Here is a 21,166-nt window from a genome sequence, read left to right as displayed (position 1 = left end):
CGGCGAGGCGCGCGGGGCCGTACCGGGCCCGGCGCGGTGGCCGGAGTAATGTTCTGGCATGTTCGCCCTCACCGTCACTCAGACCGATCCGGACGACCCGCTCAAGGGCCTGACGCTCGGGGAGCATCCCGAGCCGGACGCGCCGGAAGGATGGACGACCGTCACGGTCCGGGCCGCCGCGCTCAACCACCACGACCTGTGGACCCTCAAGGGCGTGGGGATCAGCCAGGACCGGCTGCCGATCGTGCTCGGCTGCGACGCCGCGGGGGTGGACGAGGACGGCAATGAGGTGATCGTCCACTCCGTCATCGGCACGCCGGTCGACGGGGACGAGACCCTCGACCCGGCGCGTTCGCTGCTGTCGGAGAAGTACGACGGGACGTTCGCCGAGAAGATCGCGGTGCCCCGCCGCAACCTGGTGCCCAAACCCGCGGCGATCTCCTTCGAGGAGGCCGCCTGCCTGCCCACGGCCTGGCTGACGGCCTACCGAATGATCTTCGACAAGGCGGGGCTGGAACCGGGCTCGACCATCCTCGTCCAGGGCGCCGGTGGCGGCGTGGCGACCGCGCTGATCGCGCTCGGCCGGGCCGGCGGCTTCCGCGTCTGGGCGACCAGCCGTTCGCAGGACAAGCGCGAACGGGCCCTCGCGCTCGGCGCCGACCGGGTCTTCGAGACGGGCGCGCGGCTGCCCGAGCGGGTGGACGCCGTCATGGAGACGGTCGGCGAGGCCACCTGGAAGCACTCGCTCAGCTCCCTGCGCCCGGGTGGCCGGATCGTCACCTGCGGCGCGACGAGCGGCATGGTCGCCCCGACGCAGCTCGCCCAGGTCTACTTCCTGCAGAAGTCGATCATCGGATCCACGATGGGGACGCGCGAGCAGCTCGCGCGGCTCGCGGTGTTCCTTGAGCAGACGGGTGTCCGGCCGGCGATCGACCGGGTGCTGCCGCTGGCCGAGGCGCAGGAGGGGTTCGCCGCCATGCACCGCGGCGAGGTCTTCGGCAAGGTGGTCTTCACGATCTGACGGCCTCTCGCTGCCGGTCGCGCCGGTCACCGGTCGCGCCGGTCACCGGTCGCGCCGGTCAGGGGTGCAGCGCCCGGCGGATCCGCTCGGCGGCCTCGTCGAGGGCGGCCCGGCACTCGGCCAGGGCCCGTTCGTCGGGCACGCCCGCGGCGGAGGACCGGTGGACGTCGGCGACGAAGTCGGCCAGCATCCGGCTGAGCGCGGCGTCGTGACCGCCCTGTCGGCCGCCGCCGAACCCCCAGGACTCCTCCCAGATCCGCCGCCACTCGTGCTGCCAGCGGTCGCTCTCCTCCTGCCACTGGCGCTTGTGGCGGCGCCACTCCTCCTTCTGCCTGCTCCATTCCTCCCTGGCCTGGTCGCGCTGCCGCCGCCACTCCTCCTTCTGCTCACGCCGCGCGTCACGGCCGTCGTGGCCGATGTCCTTGGCCATCTGGGTGAGCTCCTCGCGCAGGGAACGCACGGTCTGCCGCACATCCTCCTTCACCTCGCGCGCGATGTCCTGGACCGAGGCGGTGATCTCCTGCTCCAGGTCGGCGAGCTCGTCCATCCGGTCGTGCAGCTCGGCCCGCCCCTTGTCGGTCAGCGTGAAGACCTTCTTGCCGTCCACGACCTCGTGGGTGACCAGGCCCTCGTCCTCCAGCCGGGCCAGCCGGGGATAGATCGTGCCGGGGGAGGGGGAGTAGACGCCGAGGAAACGGTCCTGCAGGAGCCGGATGACCTCGTAGCCGTGCCGCGGACTCTCCTCCAGCAGCTTCAGCAGGTACAGCCGCAACCGGCCGTGCCCGAACACGGGGCTCATGCTCTCTCCTCGCCGTGTTCCCTCGTTCGCTCGCTCACGCTTTCTCCTCTCCTCGCCTGCCGGCGGGCGAGCCGCTGAGCAGGGTGACGGCGCCGGACATGGTGGTCGCCGTGAGGGACGCCATGCCGCCGCCCAGCCGGCCCCTGAGCGAGCGGGTTCCCGGCGCCGAGGTGGTGTGCAACTCGGGGAAGGCCGACTCGACCCTGCCCGAGGTCGTGTGGACGGACACGTCGGTGTCCACGTCGTGCGGGAGCCGTACGACGATCGCACCCGACACGCTGTGCATGGTGACGTGACCGGTGGGCTCCAGTTCGAGGTCGGCGGTGACGCGGCCGGACACCGTGTTCGTGCGCAGCCGCCTCGGCCGGCCTTCGGCCACGGTGAGGTCGCCGGAGATGGTGGAGAAGGACAGATCGCCGGCCAGTCCACGGCTTTCCACCGAGCCCGAGACCGTCTCGGCCTGCACCTCGCCGGTGACGTTGTCGAGGACGATCTCCCCTGACACGCCCTTCACGCCGGTGCTCCCCTCCATGCCCGCCACCACGGCGGAGGCGGAGACGACCCCGGCCTGCACGGTGCACGTCTTCGGCACGGTCAGCGTCAGCGTGGTCCTGCGCGGGCCCGGGCGTAACCAGCCCAAGATCCCGTCCCACGTCAGGTCCTTGTACGCGACGGTCAGGCGGCCGTCGTCGTCGTTGTGGGTCACGACCAGCGGCGAGCCGTCCACCTCCGTCACATCAAGGGTCGGCGGGCCGTCGCTGGCCAGCACGGCCAGCCGGCCGGCCACGATGCGCACGTTGAGCGCGGTGACCTCTCCGAACGTCAGCCGTCCGGGAGAGTCGATCGTGTATTGGGGCATAGCTCGGGCCCTTCCACGCGTAGTCCTGCGCCCGCGCGGGTCGGCGGCCGCGCGGACGAACCATCCACAAACAAGATATATCTCGTCTATGGAAAGTCAAGATATATCTCGTCCCCCCGAACACCGCCGTGATCTTGTAGTTTGTCGCACGGATGCCCGCCGACCTGCCCGGGTATCCTTGATGATCTTGTAGTCATCGAGGTGTCGCCCGTGTTTACCTGCGGATTCATCATTCGTGATCTTGTAATTGCAAGATCACGAAATGGATCGGCCGAGGTCGAATGGGGTTGGCCGAAAAAACTGTGTGATCACGTACAGAACATGCGCAGGTCGTCGAGGGTGCGTGCGACAAACTGCAAGATCACGGCTGGGGTTATCAGTCGTCCTCGTCCAGGCGCGCGAGCCAGGTGGCCAGCCGCTCGACGGGCACCTCGAACTCGGGGTTGAGGTCCACGAACTCGCGTAGCCGCTCCGCGAGCCAGCCCACGCTGATCTCCTCCTCGCCGCGGCGCTCGACGAGCTCCTCGATCCCCCGGTCGGTGAAGTACATACCTCGCTCCAGTGAATGTCCTGATCATGGAGAGAGGTCCCCCACGGACGTGGGGGACCTCCTCAGCGGTGCGGGATCCCCGCTCAGTCGAAGATCTCGCTCAGGATGCCGTGCAGTTCCTCGTCGTGCTTGGCGTGCGAGCCGACGGCCGGCGAGGAGTTCGGCGTACGCGAGACCCTGCGGAAGGTGCGGCCCCCGAGCAGGTCGGGCTTCTCCACCATCTTCAGGCTGAGGTACGGCCACGGGCCCATGTTGACGGGCTCGTCCTGTGCCCAGAGCAGCTCCGTGTCCGCGCCGTAGCGGGCCAGCTCGGCCTTGAGCGGGTTCTCCGGGAACGGGTAGAGGCGCTCCAGGCGGACCAGCGCCACGTCATTCCTGCCGTCCTTCTCGCGCCGCGCGAGCAGGTCGTAGTAGATCCTGCCCGAGCAGACCACGACCTTGCGGACGGCCGACGGGTCCACCTTCGAGTCGCCGATGACGGGGCGGAAGGCGCCGGAGGTGAACTCCGAGGTGGCCGAGGCCGCCGCCTTGAGCCGCAGCAGCGACTTGGGCGTGAAGATCACGAGGGGCTTGCGCCGATCCGACAGCACCTGCCAGCGCAGCAGGTGGAAGTAGCTCGCCGGGGTGCTCGGCTGCGCCACCGTCATGTTGTCCTGCGCGCACAGCTGCAGGTAGCGCTCGATGCGGGCGGAGGAGTGGTCCGGGCCCTGGCCCTCGTAACCGTGCGGCAGCAGCAGCACGACCGAGGAGCGCTGGCCCCACTTCTGCTCGCCCGACGAGATGAACTCGTCGATGATCGACTGAGCGCCGTTGGCGAAGTCGCCGAACTGCGCCTCCCAGGCGACCAGGGCGTCCGGGCGGACCACGCTGTAGCCGTACTCGAAGCCCATCGCGGCGAACTCGCTGAGCAGCGAGTCGTACGCGTAGAACTTCGTGGTGCCCTGGTTGAACGTCTTGAGCGGGGTGTGCTCCTCGCCGCTGACCCGGTCGACCAGCACGGCGTGACGCTGGCCGAAGGTGCCGCGGCGGGAGTCCTGACCGACCAGGCGGACCGGGTGGTCGTCGATGAGGAGCGACCCGAACGCGAGCAGCTCACCGGTCGCCCAGTCGATCGCGTCCTCGGCGATCATCGCGCCGCGGCGCTGGATCACCGGGGCCAGCCGCGGGTGGATGGTGAAGCCCTCGGGCAGGTTCAGCTGGGTGTCGACGACCCGCTTGACGACCTCCTCCGAGATCGCCGTCTTGGTGTCCTCGTGCGACCACGGGATCACCTCGTCGGGCTCCGGCCGCACGACCGCACCCGGCTGGAGCGGCTGCTTCGTGGCCTCCCGGGTCTCGGTGAAGGCCCGCTCGAGCTGCTCCTGGTAGTCGCGCAGGGCCTGCTCGGCCTCCTCGACCGTGATGTCGCCGCGGCCGATGAGGGCCTCGGTGTACAGCTTGCGGGTCGAGCGCTTGGCGTCGATGAGGTCGTACATCAGCGGCTGCGTGAACGCCGGGTTGTCGGTCTCGTTGTGACCGCGCCGCCGGTAGCAGATCAGGTCGATGACGACGTCCTTGAGGAACGTCTGGCGGTATTCGTAGGCCAGCCGGCCGACCCGCACGACCGCCTCGGGGTCGTCGCCGTTCACGTGGAAGATCGGCGCCTGGATCATGCGCGCGACGTCGGTGGCGTACACGCTCGACCGCGAGGAGGCGGGCGAGGTGGTGAAGCCGACCTGGTTGTTCACCACCATGTGGACGGTGCCACCGGTGCGGTAGCCGCGCAGCTGGGACAGGTGCAGGGTCTCGGCGACCACGCCCTGGCCGGCGAACGCCGCGTCGCCGTGGACGAGCACGGGCAGGACGGTGAAGCCCTCCTCGCCGCGCTCCAGCAGGTCCTGCTTGGCCCGGACCACGCCCTCAAGGACCGGGTCGACGGCCTCCAGGTGCGAGGGGTTGGCGACCACAGAGGTGCTGATCTTGTTGCCGTTCGACGCCACGAAGTCGCCGCTCGCGCCGAGGTGGTACTTCACGTCGCCGGAGCCGTGCGCGCTGCGCGGGTCGATGTTGCCCTCGAACTCGCCGAACACCTGGGCGTACGACTTGCCCACGATGTTGGCGAGCACGTTGAGCCGGCCGCGGTGGGCCATGCCGATGACGACCTCGTCGAGACGCTCGGCCGCCGCGCAACTGATCACCGAGTCGAGCAGCGGGATCAGCGACTCGCCGCCCTCCAGCGAGAACCGCTTCTGGCCGACGTACTTGGTCTGCAGGAAGGTCTCGAACGCCTCGGCCGTGTTGAGCCGGCGCAGGATGTTCAGCTGCTCCTCGCGGCTGGGCTTGGCGTGCGGCTGCTCCACCCGCTCCTGGATCCAGGCCCGCTCCTCGGGGTTCTGGATGTGCATGTACTCGATGCCGATCGTGCGGCAGTACGAGTCGCGCAGCACGCCGAGGATGTCGCGCAGCTTCATCAGCGGCTTGCTGCCGAAGCCACCCGTCGGGAACTCGCGCTCCAGGTCCCACAGCGTCAGGCCGTGCGACTGGATGTCGAGGTCGGGGTGCTTGCGCTGGCGGTACTCCAGCGGGTCGGTGTCGGCCATGAGGTGGCCGCGGACCCGGTAGGCGTGGATGAGCTCCAGCACACGCGCCGACTTGGCCACGTCGTCGTCGTGGGTGGCGGAGATGTCCTGGACCCAGCGGACCGGCTCGTACGGGATGCGCAGCGACTCGAAGATCTCGTCATAGAAGTCGTCGGCGCCGAGCAGGAGCTGGTGGATGCGGCGCAGGAAGTCGCCCGACTGGGCGCCCTGGATGATCCGGTGGTCGTAGGTGGAGGTGAGCGTCATCACCTTGCTGATGGCCAGGCGGGACAGGGTCTCCTCCGAGGCGCCCTGGTATTCCGCCGGGTACTCCATCGCGCCGACGCCGATGATCGTGCCCTGGCCGGGCATCAGCCGCGGCACCGAGTGGACCGTGCCGATCGTGCCGGGGTTGGTCAGGGAGATCGTCGTGTTCTGGAAGTCGTCCACGCCGAGCTTGCCCGCCCGGGCCTTGCGCACGATCTCCTCGTACGCCACCCAGAACTGGCGGAAGTCCATGGTCTCGGCCTGCTTGATCGACGGCACGAGCAGCTGGCGGCTGCCGTCGCTCTTCTGCACGTCGATGGCGAGGCCGAGCCCGACGTGCTCCGGCTTGACGAGGACCGGCTTGCCGTCCGCCTCGCCGTACGAGTAGTTCATCTCAGGCAGAGACTTGAGCGCCTGGACGATCGCGTAACCGATGACGTGGGTGAAGGAGATCTTGCCGCCACGGCCGCGCGACAGATGGTTGTTGATGACGATGCGGTTGTCGACCAGCAGCTTCGCGGGGACCGCACGGACGCTCGTGGCCGTGGGAACGACGAGCGAGGCCTCCATGTTGGCGGCGGTGCGCGCGGCGGCGCCGCGCAGCTTCTCCTCGACCGCGCCGGCCGGGGCCGGCTGCTTGGCGGGCGCCTTGGCCTCGGGCTTCGCCTGCGGCTTCGGCTGCGGGGGCGGGGGCGCCGTCTGCGGGGCCGGACTCACCGGAGCGGGAGCCTGCGGCGCGGCCGTCGTGGTCGCGCCGTTCGCGGCGACTGCGGACTTGGACGGAGCGGGCTTGGCCGTTCCGTTGTAGTCAGCGAAGAAGTGCCACCAGGCCTGGTCAACAGACTCGGGATCTTCGAGATACTTCTGGTACAACTCATCGACAAGCCACTCATTTTGACCAAAGCTTGCCAGTGGGTTTGACCGCGACGACTCAGACGACACGGCGGAAATCGCCCTCTTCCGCAGATCGGCGTTGATGTTGATGAACCTGTCCAAGGCTACTCGCCTCGCACACCGACGTGCGCCCCGGCGGGTCGCAGGTCCCGGCCCATCCTCCCAGGATCGATAAAACAGGTCACGCGCGGATAGCCCGTCTGGGTGGTGAGGTGCCTCTTACCCTCTGGTCACATCAACTGGTCAGCCGATGAGCCGCGACCCGATCCGGATATTGGGATCTATATCGGACAGCATACCCGCGAGGTCGTCGCCCGCGGCACGCAACGCGTCCAGAGAGAGCGGTTCGAGGCGCTCCAGAAGGAAGAGCGCGTCCACCGTGTCCTCGGTGATCCTCGTCCTGACGCACTGCCGCCAGTTCCACCGCCGGCAGGTGACGCCCGCGTCGTCGCGCCACACCACCTCGCCGATCCCCGGGTCGCCCAGCGCCTCCTCCGAGGGCTCGTCGCCCGCGGCCCGCACCAGCCGGGCGACGCCCTGGTAGCGGCGCAGGTCCTCACCGCCGATCGGCAGGCCGTGCCGTACGGACACGCTGTTGTAGGCGTCCACCACCAGGTTGATCTCCGGGAGCGGCATCCGGCGCACCAGCGCGTCGACTGACGGCCGGGTGCGCTGGGGCTTGGCGCCGAAGGCGCGGTAGGCCGTCCGCCAGGCCTCGATCCTCTCGTCGTCCTGCGGCACGGCGTGAACCGCCGCGTCGGCGAGCCAGGCCCGCGAACGATCGTCGGACGGCCCGTTGCGCAGGCCGTACGCGCAGACCACCAGGACGGCGAAGTCCGGACGCAGCGCCGTGACGGCGTCGTCCACCCAGATGTCGTCGATCACGCCGTTCACTTTATGGGCAGGCGCGCGTCGCCACCGCGTCGAGCCCGGTCAGGGCCGGGTCACGCGGTCGCCGGCCGGGCGGGGGGCGTAGAGTCCGGCCTCATGCCGGAATCGCCACGTGTGCTCGCCGTGCAGAACGGCGCGAACGGGGGCCCCGGGCGGTTCGGGGAATGGCTGGACGCCGCCGGGGTCGCGGTCGACGTGGTCACCGCCTTCGACGGGTCGCCCCTCCCGACGCGGCTGGAGCACGACGGCCTGATCGTGCTCGGCGGCGGTTACCTGCCGGACGACGACGACAAGGCGCCCTGGCTGCCGTCCGCCCGTGCCCTCGTCGAGCAGGCCCTCGCCCGGTCGGTGCCGTTCTTCGGTATCTGCCTGGGCGGGCAGATGCTCGCCTCGGTCGGCGGTGGGAAGGTCCAGGGCGAGGCCGGGGCGCCCGAGCACGGCAGCACGTCCATCACCATGAGGGCCGAGGCGGCTGACGACGTGGTCTTCCGCGGGCTGCCCGCCGCCGTGCCGGCGATCGAGAACCACATCGACGCCGTCACGGCCCTGCCGCCGGACGCGGTCTGGCTCGCCGAGACCGAACGCTGCCCCTACCAGGCCTTCCGGCTGGGCGAGCGCGCCTGGGGCGTGCAGTTCCACCCCGAGGCCGGGCCCGAACGCATCCGGCGGTGGGACGTCGAGCACACCCGCATGCGGGGTCTCGACCTCGACGAGCTGTACGCCTCCGCCGTGGCCGACGATCCGCTTTCGCGGGCCGCCTGGCGTGAGGTGGCCTCCCGTTTCGCCGCCCTGGTCAGGGACGGACGGTCCTGGCCTGGGCGCGGGGCCTGAGCGGAACCGGCCGCCGCCCCTTCTGGGGGCGGCGGCCGGGTCTTTCCGATCCGGGTGCGGATCGGGTCAGGCGCAGGCGGTGCCGTTCAGCGTGAACAGGCCGGGCGTCGGGTTGGCCCCCGGCGCGGCCTTGCCGTTGAAGCCGAAGGTGACCGACTGGTGCGGCTTGATGGTCTTGTTCCAGGTCTCGTTCGCGGCGGTCACGGTCGCCGCCTCCTGCGAGAACTCGGCGCTCCAGCTGTGGTCGATCTCCTGGCCGCCCAGGAACGACCACTTCAGCGCCCAGCCGTCGATCGCCTTCTTGCCGGTGTTCTCGACGGTGACCTGGGTGGTGAAGCCCGCCGGCCACGAACCGTGGGTGGTGTAGGTGACCTTGCACTCCACGGCGGGAGGCTTGACGCCACCGTCACCCTGGTCGGCCACGAACGCCGAGATCCACGACAGCGGCGAGTTCCAGTTGATCGTCAGCTCGTTGGTCGCCCAGGAGCCGATGTCGTCGATGTAGCAGAACTGCGCCACGCAGCCCTTGAGCTTCGCCTGGGCCACCGGGTCCTGGATGGCGGAGTTGGGGCCGCCCGCGAGCGTGCCGCGCGGCGGGTTCGGCAGCGAGGTGTCCAGCGAGTGGGCGTACCACCTGGTGTGCTGGTTCTTCGACGCCACCTCGCCGTAACCGGTCACGTACGACTGGTTGAGCGCGTTGCGGCCGAAGATGTAGTCGATGCCCTCCAGCACGCCGTCGCGGTACTTCACGTCGCCGGTGAGGTCGTAGGCCGTGGCGATGACCACAAGGTTGTTGACGACGATGCTGTTCGATCCCCAGTCGTAGGCCGTCGTGTCGTACGGCAGGCCGTACGGGTGGGCCTTCAGCACGGCGAGGTACTTGTCCGCGCCGGCGACCACCGAGGCGCGCACGGCGTCGCGGCCGGGCAGGTCGTTGGGCACGGTGGCCAGGTCGAGGCGGCCGAGCGCCGCGACGTTGCCCCAGTCCATGGCGCCCGTCTTCCAGATGTCGGCCGTGTGGTGCGGGGAGGCGAGGACGAAGTCCTTGTACTCCTTGTCACCCGTGGTGATGTAGAGCTCGGCCGCCGCCCAGTAGAACTCGTCGCTGACGTTGGCGTCGTCGTAGGTGCCGCCGCCGACGCCGTCGGAGGGGGAGGCCAGCAGGTTCGGGTTCGCCTTGGCCGCCGTCCACGCCTTCTTCGCCGCCGCGAGGTTCTTCGCGGCGAACGCGGCGTCGTACGGCGCGAAGATCCGGGCCGCCTGGGCGGCCGTCGCGGCGAGGTTGAGCGTGGCGGCCGTGGAGACCGGGTGCAGCTCGCGCTTCTGCTCGTCCAGGTGCGGCAGCAGCGGCAGGCCGGTCCAGTTCTCGTCGTGGATCTTGTGGTGGACCATGCCGTCGGTCCGCTGCATCTTCAGCAGGAACTCCTGCTCCCAGCGGGCCTCGTCGAGCACGTCGGGGACGTCGTCGCCGCTCTCGGGGATGTTCAGGCTCCCGATCGGCTTGGCGGTCGCGGCGTTCTTGGTGCGCTCGAACTCGCTCATGAGCTGGGCGACCGAGATGCCGCCGTTGACGACGTACTTGCCGTGGTCGCCCGCGTCGTACCAGCCGCCGGACACGTCGAGGGAGTAGTCGCAGACGCCCGGCTGGCAGGGCACGTTGGTGTCGCCCTGGTTGGGGGCGACGCCCGCGTGGCCGGCGGGCCTGCCGTACCCGGGACGCAGGGCGTCGTCGATCGCGATCCCGCTGCGCTGGGTGTAGTAGAACTTCAGCGCGTCGAGCTTGAGGCCGGCGTACGCGTCGGGCTTGATGTCGAACGGCCGGCTCGTCTCACCGTCGGCGGTCAGCGTGTAGCCGGTCCCGGCCTTCGTGTACGTGCCGAAGTCGATCGAGTGGACGTTCTGCCCGGAGCTGGCGTCGACGCCGCGAGGGGCGGTCGTGCCGTGCGAGACGACGGTCCCGGCGGAGTTCTTGAGCTGCCACGGCAGCGCCTCGGCGGCGTCGGTGACCAGGGTGGCGTTCTTGGGACCCTTGGGCAGGTAGGCCACCTGGTTCACCCGGACCCGGGGGCCGGTGTCGGGCGTGTAGACCTCCGGCGGCGCCCCGCCCTTGAGGGAGACGTTGTCCACGCAGAACCGCCACGCCGTCGCGCTGCCGCCGATCTGGAAGACGACCTGCGCGTCGGGCAGGTCGACCGGCGAGGTGAACGTGTAGCTGTAGGTGTTGCCCGAGACGCTCAGCTCGGGGGCGGCCGACACGTACTGCGTGTAGGGGTCGATCGGGAGCTGGACGTACGCCCTGGCGACCTTCCCGGGGTTCGCGGTGGCGAAGAAGCTGAAGGCGTAGGTCTCGTCCTTCACCAGCGGGATGTCGTTGACGCCGACGATCGCGTCCCAGGGGTTGGTCGTGCCCGCGGGGACGTCGGTGCAGAGCCGGCCGTCGGACAGCTCGAAGTTCAGGTTCGCGGTGTGCCACCACGGATCGGTGGTGGTGTCGAACGTGCCGTTGGGGATCTGTTCCGGACCCTCTTCCGCCGTGGCGGGAGGTGCGCCGGTCAGGCACGCCGTGGCCAGTGCCGCCACGGCGAGAATGCCGATTCGTCTGAGCACAATGGTCCTCGGGGGAGTGGGAGCGCTCCCAAAGCGGTGCGCGACTCGCATGCTTCCTCCGGATTTCCGCGGACGTCAACGATCACCGCGGCGAGACGCGCCTGACCGGCCATTGCGAGGGGGTGCGGCTGAAACTTACATTTCTGCAAAGAGAATTCTGCAAAGATGTCTTTGCAATGTTAGCGTCACCCGTATGGATCACGAGGTCTTCCACGTCCACGATCCCCGCACGCTGAAGGCGGTCGCCCATCCGCTGCGGGTGCTGCTGCTGGGGGAGCTGCGCACGAACGGCCCGGCGACCGCGACCGAGCTGGCCGGGCGCCTCGGCGAGAGCTCCGGCTCCACCAGCTATCACCTGCGCCAGCTCGTCAGGTATGGCTTCGTGGAGGCCGATCCCGGCCAGCGCGACCGGCGCGAGCGGCGGTGGCGGGCGATCCACCGGTTCACCGCGTGGAGCGACGTGGAGATGGCCGCGACCGCCGAGGGCCGGGAGGCCGCGGCGTTCCTGCGGCGGCGCCAGCTCGAAAAGCTCACCGCCGACGTCGAGAACTTCGAGCGCGAGCGCGACCTGTGGAGCGAGGCGTGGGCCGAGGCCGCCGGCATGTCCGACCTGGTGGTGCGGCTGTCGCCGGCGACGGTGACCTACCTCTACGAGCGGATGTCGGCCATGCTCCTGGAGGCCGCGGAGCGGGACCGGGACGACCCGGACGCGCGCCCGGTCGCGGTCCTGCTGGCGGCCCATCCGCGCCGCGACCCGGCGGCCGGTCATGGATGAGCGGGTCACGGGCGAGCGGGTCATGGGCGAGCCGGTCACGGATGAGCGGGTCACGGGTGAGCCGGTGATACATCAGCGGGAGCCGCTCGCCGAGACCCCGCGGCCGGGCCTGCGCGAGCACGGGCGCTACGCCGCGATCGAGTTCCTCACCTGGCTGCCGACCGGCCTGATGCTGGCGCCGATGGTGCTGCTGATGTCCGCCAGGGGGCTGGACATCGCCGAAATCGGCCTGGTCACCGGGGCCTACTCGGTCACGATCGTCGTGCTCGAACTGCCGACGGGCGGGCTCGCCGACGTCCTCGGCAGACGCCCGGTGCTCGCCGCGTCGGCCGTCGTCAGCGTGGTCGCGCTGGTCGTGATGGCCCTGGCGCACTCGATGTGGCCGTTCCTGGTCGCCTCCGTGCTCAAGGGCGTCGCGCGTGCGCTGTCCAGCGGGCCGGCCCAGGCGTGGTACGTCGACACCCTGCACGCCCGGTACGGCCCGGCCGCCGACCTGAAGCCCGGGCTGGCGGCCGGCAACGTCGCGGGCTCGGCCGCCCTGGCGCTCGGCACGCTCGCCGGCGGCCTGCTCCCGCTGGCCGTACGCCGGGACCCGCTCGCCGCGCCGATCTGGGCGGGGGCGGGGGCCGCGCTCATCCTCCTCGTGGCCGTGCTCGTGCTCATGCGCGAACCGAGCCGTGCGGGGAGGGCGCCCGCCCGGGTGGCGGTACGGGTGGCGGTACGGATGGCCGAGGTGGTCCGCGACGTGCCGGTCACGATCGTCGCCGGGATCCGGCTCGGCCTGGCCGACCGCGCCCTCGGACGATTGCTGCTGCTGGCCGCCGGGGCCGGCGTGATGCTGAACACCATCGAGCTGCTGACCCCCGGACGCCTCGCCGCCCTGACCGGAGGATCCGAGACGGGCGGCGCGGCCTACGCCTTCGTGACCTTCGCCGGCTTCGCCGCCGGCGCGCTCGGCAGTTCCCTCGCGCCGCCGCTCGCCCGGCTTCTGCGCGGCTCGGTCCGCGCGGCCGCCTCGGCCACGGTCGTCACGGGGGCGGCGGTCGCCGCGCTGGCCGCCTCGACCGTCCTGCGCGGCGCGGCCGGGGTCGTCGCGACCGGGGCGACGTACGTGCTGCTGTTCACCGCGCTCGCGGTCGCCTCCCTGCTCAGGTCCGAACTGCTGCACCAGCGGGTCGCCGCCGATCGGCGGGCCACCGTGATGTCGGTGGACTCCCTGCAGCTCCAGTTCGGCGGCATGCTCTCCTCGCTCTGCCTGGTGCCGCTGTCGGGCATCGCCGGCGTCGGCCCCGTCTGGGTGCTCACCGCCGTGGTCGTCCTCGCCTCCGCCCTCCTGTACGTGCGCCTCCCCGCCGGTCCCGCTCCGAGGCACCCCCAGTAGAACCAAATTCGGTAAGGCGGCACAATCAGGCGGGCAGGGCTGCGAGAAGGGCGGGGAGCCGATGCGCAAGGTGATCGTGACCGCGGCGAACGAGGCGCAGCGCGCGGCGTGGCTGGGCGGGGGACTGCCCGAGGTCGAACGGGTGCGGCCGGGGCTGTGGTCGATTCCCGTCCCGATCCCGATCAATCCGCTGCGCTACGTCCTGGTCTACGCCCTGGAGGTTCCGGACGGGGTCGTGATCATCGACGCCGGATGGAACACCGAGGAGGCGTACGACGCTCTCGTCGCGGGGCTCGCCACGGCCGGATACGAGATCACCGACGTGAAGGCCGTGCTGGTCACGCACATCCACCCGGACCACTACGGACTGGCCGGACGGGTCCGGGAGGTCTCCGGCGCCTGGATCGGGCTGCATCCGGCCGACGCCCGCAACCTGCACGACCGATACGACGAGTCGGCGATCGAGTCGCTCGTGCGGCGGGAGCGCGCCCTGCTGGTCAGGTGCGGGGTGCCGGACCTGACGGCACAGGAGCTCGCCGGGGCGTCGGTGATGCTGCGCCAGTTCGTCACGATGGCGACGCCCGATCGGCTCATCGAGGACGGCGACCGGCTCGACCTGCCCGGCTGGGACCTGCGGGCGATCTGGACGCCCGGCCACTCGCCCGGTCACCTGTGCTTCGTGGAGCAGGAGCGTCGCCTGCTGTTCTCCGGCGACCACGTGCTCGCCCGGATCACGCCGATGGTCGCCGTGCACCCCCAGTCGGCGGCCAACCCGCTCGCCGACTACCTCGACGCGCTGCGGGCGGTGGGCAAGCTCGACGTCGAGGAGGTGCTGCCCGCGCACGAGTACCGCTTCCTGGAGCTGACGAAGCGGGCGGACTACGTCATCGGGCACCACGAGGAGCGGCTGGCGGAGGTGCGGCGGGTCGTGGCGGAGGGCGACGGCTCCACCTGCTGGGACATCGCCACCCGGCTCACCTGGTCGCGCAGCTGGGAGGAGATCCCTACGCACATGCGGCGGGCGGCCAACAACGAGACGCTCGCCCATCTGGTGTGGCTGGAGCAGCGGGACATGGTCACCCGCGTGCCGGGCGAGCCCGACCTCTGGCACGCGCCGTCCGCCTGACGCGGCCGCGCGGGCCGTACCGGCCGGACGTGGCCGAGGCGGCGCTCGCGGCCGGCTGGGTGGCTGTGCCGCCGCCGCGGCAGGAGACCGAGGTCAGGGTCGCCGTCGCCCACCCGCGCACCGGGCGGCCGACTACTCCTGGCGGCACCGCCGTCGAAGGATAAAGTGCTACCAGAACCTTGTTCTCTTTATCGAAGGGTGGCGCCATGTCGGCTGCTGAGGGGTCCGAGCTGAGGTTCGACGGAAGGGTCGCGATCGTCACCGGAGCCGGGCACGGCCTCGGCCGGTCGCACGCGCTGCTGCTCGGCCGGCGCGGGGCGAAGGTCGTCGTCAACGACCTCGGCGGCGCGCTCGACGGCACCGGCGCGTCCTCAGGGCCGGCGGCGGAGGTCGCCGAACTGATCGTGAAGAACGGCGGCGAGGCGGTGGCCAGCACCGACGACGTCGCCACCCCGGAGGGCGCGGAGGCGATCGTGCGGACGGCGCTCGACGCGTTCGGCCGCGTCGACGTCGTCGTCAACAACGCCGGCATCCTGCGAGACCGCTCGTTCGGGAAGATGACGGTCGAGGAGTTCGACGCCGTGATCGCCGTGCACGTGCGTGGCTCGTTCCTGGTGAGCCGCGCGGCGTTCCCGCACATGAAGGAGCAGGCGTACGGACGGATCGTGAACACCTCCTCGCCCGCCGGGCTGTTCGGCAACTTCGGCCAGGCCAACTACTCGACGGCCAAGATGGGCCTGGTGGGCCTGACCAAGACGCTCGGCATCGAGGGCGCGCGGGCGAACATCAGGGCCAACGCGATCGCCCCCGTCGCGTGGACGCGGATGACCGAGACGCTGCTGCCCGCGGAGTTCGAGAGCCGGTTCGCCCCCGAGCGGGTCAGCCCGCTGGTGGCCTACCTGGCCCACGAGAGCTGCGAGACCAGCGGCGAGGTGTTCTCGGTCGGCGCCGGGCGGATCGCCCGGGTGTTCGTGGCCGAGGGGCCCGGCTGGCGGACCGACGACCTCACCGCCGAGGCGATCCGCGACAACTGGGAGTCCGTCATGGCCGAGCAGCCCCATCTCCCGACGAAGCTGGGCGAGCAGGCCGCCGCCTCCCTGCAGGCGATGCTCTGAACCTCTCTGGCTTTATCTGGCCTCTCGCGTCCGGCCGGGCCGTCAGAGCTCCTGCGCCTGCTCGTCCGGGCCGGTGACGTCGCGGGACAGGTCCCCGGGCCGCCGGGGCGCGGGCGCGCGGCCGGGCGGCTGCCTGACCCGCAGGTCCGGGAAGGGCGCCGGCGCGTTGCGCCGGGCCTGCGGCTGCGCGCCGAGCGTGAACTCCTCGCCGTGGTGCGACAGTGTGAGGGGCTTGCCGTGCAGGAGCCGGTACGTCGTGCCGTCCGGGGTGACGTCGATCCGCAGCAGGCGGCCCCGGTAGCGGACGCGGAAGGTGAGCCGGGTGATGCCCGAGGGCAGGCGGGGGGCGAAGCGGATCCGTCCCCCCTCCGCCCGCATGCCGCCGAACCCGGCCACGAGCGCGATCCACGCCCCGGCGAGCGAGGCCATGTGGACGCCGTCGCGGGTGTTGTGCTCCAGGTCGCGCAGGTCCATCAGCGCGGCCTCGCCGAGATAGGCGTAGGCGAGGTCGAGCTGCCCCACCTCGGCGGCGAGCACGGCCTGGGTGCACGACGACAGCGAGGAGTCCCGCACGGTCAGCGCCTCGTAGTAGGCGAAGTTGCGCGCCTTCTGCTCGGGTGTGAACGCCTCGCCGCACAGGTGCATGGCCAGCACGAGGTCGGCCTGCTTGACGACCTGCTTGCGGTACAGGTCGAAGTAGGGGAAGTGGAGCAGCAGCGGATACCGCTCGGGTGCGGTGCCCGCGAAGTCCCACACCGCGTGCCGGGTGAACCCCTCGTTCTGCTCGTGGACCCCCAGCCGCTCGTCGTACGGCAGGGGGATCGCGGCGGCGCAGTCGCGCCACATGGCCGTCTCCTCCAGCGTGACCCCGAGCCGCTCGGCCTGGTCGAGGTGGCGTACGGCCGCCGCGGCGGCGGCCCGCAGGTTCCGCCGGGCCATGACGTTGGTGTAGACGTTGTTGTCCGCGACGGCGCTGTACTCGTCCGGCCCGGTCACGCCGTCGATGCGGTAGCGGCCCTCGGCGTCGTGATGGCCGAGCGCGCACCACAGCCGAGCGGTCGCCACGAGCAGCGGCAGGCCGAAGTCGCGCTCGAAGCCGGTGTCCTCGGTCGCGTCGACGTACTGCGTGACCGCGGTGGCGATGTCGGCGTTGACGTGGAAGGCCGCCGTGCCCGCCGGCCAGTATCCCGAGCACTCCTCGCCGTTGATCGTCCGCCAGGGGAAGGCGGCCCCGGCCAGCCCGAGCTGCTCGGCCCGCGCCTGGGCGAGGGGCAGGATCGAGGCGCGCCACATCAGGGCGTCGGCGGCGGCCCGGGGGTAGGTGTAGGTGGCCACCGGCAGCACGAAACTCTCGGTGTCCCAGAACGCGTGGCCGTCGTAACCCGAGCCGGTCAGTCCCTTGCCGGGGATGGGCCGCCGCTCCAGCCGGGCCCCCGCCTGGAGCAGGTGGAACAGCCCGAAGCGCACGGCCTGCTGCACCTCGGCGTCGCCCTCGACCTCGACGTCGGCGCCCGCCCAGAAATCGTCGAGGAAGGCGCGCTGCTCGGCGCACAGGCCGTCCCACCCGGTGAGCCGGGCCGCCGCCAGCGCCGCCACAACCTGGTCGTGCATCGCGGGCCTGGACCGTTTGGCCGACCAGCCGTAGGCGAAGAACTTGTCCAGCCGCAGCCGCTCGCCCGGCACGAGCCGGGTGGCGATCGTGACCCGGCTGACGTTGCCGCCGCCGTCGCACTCGACCCGGGTGCCGTCCGGGCCGTCGATCTCGTGACGCATCCCCGCGGCGAGCCGCAGCCGGCTGGCCCTGGTGGAGTGGACCATGACGCACACGTTGTTGCGCGCGGCGACGTTCTCCTCCAGCACCAGCGGCGCCTCCAGCGCGGCGGCGGCGCGGGGGTCGGCGGTCGGCGGCGGCACGGTCTCGTTGGCCACCAGCTCCGACTGGACGACCACGTTGAGCGGCTGGTCCACCGGCTCCACCTCGTAGCGGACCGCGGCCACGGCCCGGTGGGTGAAGGACACGAGCCGGGTCGAGGTGACGCGCACCTGCGCGCCGGTCGGCGAGCTCCAGCAGGCCTTCCGGATGAGCGTCCCCGCCCGCAGATCGAGGATGCGCTCGTGTGAGTGCAGCGTGCCGTACCGGACGTCGAACGGCTCGTCGTCCACGAGCAGCCGGATCAGTTTGCCGTTGGTGACGTTGACGACCGTCTGGCCGGACTCGGGGTAGCCGTAGCCCGCCTCGGCGTACGGCAGCGGGCGCAGCTCGTAGAAGGAGTTGAGGTAGGTGCCCGGCAGCCCGTACGGCTCGCCCTCGTCGAGGTTGCCGCGCAACCCGATGTGCCCGTTGGACAGCGCGAACACCGACTCGGTCTGGGCGAGCACGTCGGTGTGCAGGTGGCACTCCCGCACCGACCACGGCTCGACGACGAAGGCAGGATGTTTGATCATTTGTCGTCCAGCAGTTCGGAGAGGTCCGTCACCACCGTGTCGGCGCCGTTGTCGCGCAGGGCTTCGGCCTGATGCCCGCGGTCCACGCCCACCACGAGGGCGAAGCCGCCCGCGCGCCCGGCGGCGACCCCGGCCAGCGCGTCCTCGAACACCGCGGCCTCGGCCGGTGTGAGCCCGAGCGTCTCGGCGGCGGCGAGGAACATGTCGGGGGCGGGCTTGCCGGCCAGGCCGCGCTCCCTGGCCACCTCGCCGTCGATCCGCGCGTCGAACATGTCCTCAAGACCGGCCGCGGCGAGCACGCGCGCGGTGTTGGCGCTGCTGGAGACGACCGCGCGGCGCAGCCCGGCGTCGCGGACGGCGCGCAGGTAGCGGGCCGAGCCCTCGAAGACCTCCACGCCCTGCCGGTCGAGAATCGCCTGGACCAGCTCGTTCTTGCGGTTGCTCAGGCCGTTGACGGTGGGCGTGCCCGGCGGGTCGTCGGGCTCGCCCTCGGGCAGGACGATGCCCCTGGCCTCCAGGAATCCCCGCGTGCCGTCCAGGCGCTTCTTGCCGTCGACGTACCGCTCGTAGTCGCCGGTCTCGTCGAAGGGCACGTACGGCGTGCCGGTGGCGACCGCCCGCGCGCGCAGGTACTCGTCGAACATCTCCTTCCACGCCGCGGCGTGGATCCGGGCCGTGCGCGTGAGCACCCCGTCCATGTCGAACAGGCAGCCGCGCACCTCGTCAGGCAACCCAAGCATGTGCCCTCCTACCGTTTTCCATCCTCTCCTACCCCGCACACGAAACCTGACTTTTGTTGATTCCAGCGAAAGATTGCATCACTTCGATAAAAGGCCTTCCCCCGTTAGCGGAAAAGGGGTACGTTTCCAGCCAATTACCGGGACGCGGAGGCGTACGTGAAGAGGACCACCAGCAGGCCGGAGAGCGCCCACCAGGCCGCACTCCTGCGGTTGCTGAGAGACGGCCGGCGTTCCCGTGCCGAACTCGGCGACGTGGTGGACCTGTCGCGGTCGAAGCTCAACGTCGAGCTGGACCGGCTGATCGAGCTGGGGTTCGCCGAGCCCGACGGACTGGCGGCCTCACGCGGCGGCCGGCGCTCAGGACGCGTACGGCTGGCCAGTCACATCCGGTTCGGCGGGATCGACATCGGAGCCACCTCGATCGACGTCGCGGTCACCGACGGAGAGCTCCACGTCCTCGGTCACCTGAGCGAGCCCTGCGACATCAGACAAGGGCCCGCCGTCGTGCTCGACCGGGCCGTCGAACTGCTCGGCAAACTGAGCCGAGAGGGGCTCTTCACCGAGCTCAGCGGCGCCGGCATCGGCGTCCCCGGGCCGGTGAGCTTCGCCGAAGGCGTCCCCGTGGTGCCGCCGATCATGCCGGGCTGGGACCGCTACCCGGTCAGGGAGACGGTCGGGCAGGCGCTCGGCTGTCCCACGGTGGTCGACAACGACGTCAACATCATGGCCCTCGGGGAGCTGCACGCCGGTCTCGCGCGGCACGTCGACGACTTCCTGCTCGTCAAGATCGGCACCGGCATCGGCTGCGGCATCGTGGTGAACGGCAAGATCTACCGCGGGGTGTCCGGCAGCGCCGGCGACATCGGCCATATCCGGGTGGACGACCTCGGGCCGGTCTGCTCCTGCGGCAACTCGGGCTGTCTGGAGGCGTACTTCGGCGGCGCCGCGCTGGCGCGGGAGGCCGTCGCGGTGGCCCGCTCGGGTGGCTCGCCGTACCTGGCCGAACGGCTCGCGGCGGTGGGCACGCTGACCGCCGAGGACGTAGCCGTCGCGGCGGCGCAGGGCGAAGCGGGCGCGATCGGGCTGATCCGCGACGGCGGGCGCCGGGTGGGCCAGGTGCTGGCGAGCCTGGTCAGCTTCTTCAACCCCGGCCTCGTGATCATCGCGGGTGGCGTGGCCAAGCTCGGCCACGTGCTGCTCGCGGAGATCAGAAGCGTCGTCTACCGCAGGTCGCTGCCGCTCGCCACCGGAAACCTGCCGATCGTGCTGTCCGAACTCGGCGACACCGCGGGTGTCATCGGCGCCACCCGCCTCGTCAGCGATCACGTCTACTCCGCCAACTGAATCACCGTTGGGAGATTCCATGGGAGACGAACACCCCCTGCTCCAGATGAGGGGCATCGTCAAGCAGTTTCCCGGCGTGCGTGCGCTGGACGGCGTGGACCTTGAGGTCAGGGCCGGCGAGGTGCACTGTCTGCTGGGCCAGAACGGTGCCGGGAAGTCCACGCTCATCAAGATCTTGTCTGGTGCTCATGCGCCGGATGAGGGGGAGGTGTTGCTGGACGGTTCGCCGGTGCGGCTGGCGCCGCCGACGGCGGCGATGGGCCTGGGCATCGCGACCATTTATCAGGAGCTCGACCTGGTGGACGGGTTGAGTGTGACGGAGAACATCTTCCTCGGCCATGAGATGGCGTCGTTCGGGTTCTCCCGGCGTGGGGAGGCCGACCGGGCGACGGCCGAGCTGCTCAAGCGGCTGGGCCACGGCGAGATCCGCCCCCGTACCGAGGTGGGCCGGTTGTCTCCGGCGCACAAGCAGATCGTGAGTATGGCGCGGGCGTTGTCGCATTCGGCGCGGTTGATCATCATGGATGAGCCGTCGGCCGCGCTGGCGCATGACGAGGTGGACAACCTGTTCCGGGTGATCCGTGATCTCACCTCTCAGGGGGTGGCGGTGATCTACATCTCGCATCGTCTGGAGGAGATCCGGGAGATCGGGGATCGGGTCACGGTGTTGAAGGACGGGCGGACGGTCGCGGTGGGGCTGGCGGCCAAGGACACGCCGACCTCGCAGATCGTGGCGTTGATGACCGGCCGCAATGTGGAGTACGTCTTCCCGCCACGTCCCGGCAAGGGCGCCCACGAGGGGCGGCCGGAGGTGCTGCGGGTGGAGAACCTGACGCTGCCCGGCCGGTTCGCGGAGGTGTCGTTCGGTATCCGGGCGGGGGAGATCGTGGGGCTGGCCGGCCTGGTGGGTTCGGGGCGCAGCGAGATCGTCGAGGCGATCTACGGTGCGCGGCGGGCCAGTGG

At 70.8% G+C, this 21,166-nt stretch carries 17 protein-coding genes; 9 read left to right on the top strand and 8 right to left on the bottom strand.

Annotated elements, in window-relative coordinates:
- Positions 1 to 58 precede the first annotated feature (58 nt).
- Positions 59 to 1,021 carry a zinc-binding dehydrogenase gene (locus ACGFIB_RS35650; protein ID WP_393377848.1) on the top strand — a complete coding sequence of 321 codons (963 nt, stop codon included), beginning with the start codon at positions 59 to 61 and terminating at the stop codon, positions 1,019 to 1,021.
- A 58-nt stretch (positions 1,022 to 1,079) separates the two neighbouring features.
- On the opposite strand, the gene ACGFIB_RS35645 is transcribed toward ACGFIB_RS35650, so the two are convergent.
- The 5 genes from ACGFIB_RS35645 to ACGFIB_RS35625 all read right to left on the bottom strand — a co-directional run bounded on the left by ACGFIB_RS35645 (position 1,080) and on the right by ACGFIB_RS35625 (position 7,833).
- Positions 1,080 to 1,820 carry a PadR family transcriptional regulator gene (locus ACGFIB_RS35645; protein ID WP_393377845.1) on the bottom strand — a complete coding sequence of 247 codons (741 nt, stop codon included), beginning with the start codon at positions 1,818 to 1,820 and terminating at the stop codon, positions 1,080 to 1,082.
- A 34-nt stretch (positions 1,821 to 1,854) separates the two neighbouring features.
- The gene (locus ACGFIB_RS35640; RefSeq protein WP_393377842.1) at positions 1,855 to 2,679 is read right to left on the bottom strand and encodes a DUF4097 family beta strand repeat-containing protein; all 825 of its coding nucleotides are present in this window, start codon (positions 2,677 to 2,679) and stop codon (positions 1,855 to 1,857) included.
- Between the two features lie 376 nt (positions 2,680 to 3,055).
- Complete coding sequence (locus ACGFIB_RS35635; RefSeq protein ID WP_167748487.1) at positions 3,056 to 3,229, bottom strand: DUF6104 family protein; 174 nt, start codon at positions 3,227 to 3,229, stop codon at positions 3,056 to 3,058.
- 83 nt (positions 3,230 to 3,312) lie between these two features.
- The gene (locus ACGFIB_RS35630; RefSeq protein ID WP_357251252.1) at positions 3,313 to 6,996 is read right to left on the bottom strand and encodes a multifunctional oxoglutarate decarboxylase/oxoglutarate dehydrogenase thiamine pyrophosphate-binding subunit/dihydrolipoyllysine-residue succinyltransferase subunit; all 3,684 of its coding nucleotides are present in this window, start codon (positions 6,994 to 6,996) and stop codon (positions 3,313 to 3,315) included.
- A 195-nt stretch (positions 6,997 to 7,191) separates the two neighbouring features.
- Positions 7,192 to 7,833, bottom strand: coding sequence for a B3/B4 domain-containing protein (locus ACGFIB_RS35625; RefSeq protein WP_142575656.1), 642 nt, complete (start codon positions 7,831 to 7,833; stop codon positions 7,192 to 7,194).
- Between the two features lie 102 nt (positions 7,834 to 7,935).
- On the opposite strand from ACGFIB_RS35625, the gene ACGFIB_RS35620 reads away from it, so the two are divergent.
- The gene (locus tag ACGFIB_RS35620) at positions 7,936 to 8,670 is read left to right on the top strand and encodes a type 1 glutamine amidotransferase (protein ID WP_393377839.1); all 735 of its coding nucleotides are present in this window, start codon (positions 7,936 to 7,938) and stop codon (positions 8,668 to 8,670) included.
- Between the two features lie 66 nt (positions 8,671 to 8,736).
- On the opposite strand, the gene ACGFIB_RS35615 is transcribed toward ACGFIB_RS35620, so the two are convergent.
- Positions 8,737 to 11,277, bottom strand: coding sequence for a glycoside hydrolase family 9 protein (locus ACGFIB_RS35615; RefSeq protein WP_393377837.1), 2,541 nt, complete (start codon positions 11,275 to 11,277; stop codon positions 8,737 to 8,739).
- A 193-nt stretch (positions 11,278 to 11,470) separates the two neighbouring features.
- Between ACGFIB_RS35615 and ACGFIB_RS35610 the strand changes: the two genes are divergently transcribed.
- The 5 genes from ACGFIB_RS35610 (at position 11,471) to ACGFIB_RS35590 (ending at position 15,674) form a co-directional block, all read left to right on the top strand.
- Positions 11,471 to 12,052, top strand: a complete 582-nt coding sequence (locus tag ACGFIB_RS35610) for a winged helix-turn-helix domain-containing protein (protein ID WP_167748486.1) — start codon at positions 11,471 to 11,473, stop codon at positions 12,050 to 12,052.
- A complete protein-coding gene (locus tag ACGFIB_RS35605; RefSeq protein WP_393377834.1) occupies positions 12,045 to 13,433 on the top strand; it encodes an MFS transporter in 1,389 nt (462 codons plus the stop codon). Before ACGFIB_RS35610 ends, ACGFIB_RS35605 begins: the two co-directional genes overlap by 8 nt.
- 61 nt (positions 13,434 to 13,494) lie before the next feature.
- Positions 13,495 to 14,559 (top strand): MBL fold metallo-hydrolase, encoded by a 1,065-nt coding sequence (locus ACGFIB_RS35600; protein ID WP_393377831.1) that lies wholly within the window; start codon positions 13,495 to 13,497, stop codon positions 14,557 to 14,559.
- A gap of 29 nt (positions 14,560 to 14,588) precedes the next feature.
- Positions 14,589 to 14,723, top strand: coding sequence for a hypothetical protein (locus tag ACGFIB_RS35595; RefSeq protein ID WP_263407713.1), 135 nt, complete (start codon positions 14,589 to 14,591; stop codon positions 14,721 to 14,723).
- A 42-nt stretch (positions 14,724 to 14,765) separates the two neighbouring features.
- Positions 14,766 to 15,674, top strand: coding sequence for an SDR family oxidoreductase (locus tag ACGFIB_RS35590; protein ID WP_142575651.1), 909 nt, complete (start codon positions 14,766 to 14,768; stop codon positions 15,672 to 15,674).
- A gap of 42 nt (positions 15,675 to 15,716) precedes the next feature.
- Here ACGFIB_RS35590 and ACGFIB_RS35585 read toward each other — a convergent pair whose 3' ends face one another.
- Together ACGFIB_RS35585 and ACGFIB_RS35580 are read right to left on the bottom strand one after the other, a co-directional pair.
- Positions 15,717 to 18,119 (bottom strand): glycoside hydrolase family 65 protein, encoded by a 2,403-nt coding sequence (locus ACGFIB_RS35585; RefSeq protein WP_393377828.1) that lies wholly within the window; start codon positions 18,117 to 18,119, stop codon positions 15,717 to 15,719.
- Entirely contained in the window at positions 18,116 to 18,859 is a 744-nt protein-coding gene (locus ACGFIB_RS35580; RefSeq protein WP_393377825.1) for a beta-phosphoglucomutase family hydrolase, read from the bottom strand. Before ACGFIB_RS35580 ends, ACGFIB_RS35585 begins: the two co-directional genes overlap by 4 nt.
- Positions 18,860 to 19,015: 156 nt before the next feature.
- Here ACGFIB_RS35580 and ACGFIB_RS35575 point away from each other — a divergent pair, with 156 nt between their 5' ends.
- Positions 19,016 to 20,203: an ROK family protein gene (locus ACGFIB_RS35575; RefSeq protein ID WP_142575648.1), complete on the top strand. Its 1,188-nt coding sequence runs from the start codon at positions 19,016 to 19,018 to the stop codon at positions 20,201 to 20,203.
- A gap of 19 nt (positions 20,204 to 20,222) precedes the next feature.
- Positions 20,223 to 21,166, top strand: a 944-nt coding sequence (locus ACGFIB_RS35570; protein ID WP_393377822.1) for a sugar ABC transporter ATP-binding protein, incomplete at its 3' end; no start/stop codon positions are given.

Source organism: Microbispora bryophytorum, assembly GCF_043197435.1.
In the GTDB taxonomy this organism is placed as follows: domain Bacteria; phylum Actinomycetota; class Actinomycetes; order Streptosporangiales; family Streptosporangiaceae; genus Microbispora; species Microbispora bryophytorum.
The sequence above is the reverse complement of the archived record's forward strand: the minus strand, read 5'-3'. Positions and strand labels throughout refer to the sequence as shown.